This is a genomic window from Loktanella agnita, from assembly GCF_046640325.1.
GTDB lineage: Bacteria > Pseudomonadota > Alphaproteobacteria > Rhodobacterales > Rhodobacteraceae > Yoonia > Yoonia agnita.
This window is the reverse complement of record NZ_JBJMBF010000049.1, coordinates 1-930: the sequence shown is the minus strand read 5'-3', so window position 1 is coordinate 930 and position 930 is coordinate 1. Positions and strand designations below refer to the sequence as shown.

The window sequence follows — 930 nt, the reverse complement described above, 5'->3', positions numbered from 1 at the left end:
TGGACCTGTCGCGGTTTGATGCCGCTCCTTTGATAGCATTTACTGCAACAAAGGAGATTGACTATGGGACTGAAACGGACGGACGAATTCCGGCAAGATGCGGTGCGGATCGCGCTGACCAGTGGGCTGACGCGCAGGCAGGCAGCTGATGATCTTGGTGTCGGCATGTCGACGCTGAACAAGTGGATCACAGCAAACCGAGAGACGGACGTGGTGTCGAAGGAAGATTTGAGCCTCGCCCAAGAGAATGACCGGCTTCGACGCGAGAACCGCATTCTCAAGGAGGAGCGGGACATCCTAAAAAAAGCCACCCAGTTCTTCGCGGGCCTAAAGCAATAAGATTTAGGTTCATCGAAGAACATCGAGATAACTTCCCGACCAATCGCTTGTGCCATGTTGTCGGTGTCAGCACGCGCGGGTTGCGGGCTTGGCGCAATCGTCCAGCCAGCCGCCGACAGCGGTCTGACTTGGTCACTCTGGCGCGTATCAAGAAACAGTCCCGTCTCAGTCTGGGCAGCTATGGTCGCCCACGCATGACCGAAGAGCTGAAGGAAATTGGACTGAATATAGGCCACCGCCGCGTTGGCAGATTGATGCGCCAGAACGGCATATCAGTGGTCAGAACACGTAAGCACAAGGTGACGACAGACAGTGATCATAAGTTCAATATCGCGCCGAACCTGCTGGATCGTGACTTCATGGCAGAGGCGCCAAACCAGAAATGGGCCGGTGATATCAGCTACGTTTGGACCCGTGAGGGCTGGCTTTACTTGGCTGTAATCTTGGACTTGCATTCCCGTCGTATCATCGGCTGGGCGGTCAGCAATCGGATGAAACGGGACCTAGCGATCCGGGCGCTGAACATGGCCATCGCATTCAGGACACCGCCCAAGGGCTGCATTCACCACACGGATCGCGGCAGCCAATACT

Annotated in this window: 1 pseudogene; it reads left to right on the top strand. The window is 55.8% G+C overall.

Features of this window, described 5'->3' with window-relative positions:
• Positions 1-63: 63 nt before the first annotated feature.
• Positions 64-930 (top strand): annotated as a pseudogene (locus tag ACJ5NV_RS20400) (IS3 family transposase); the annotation flags it as partial.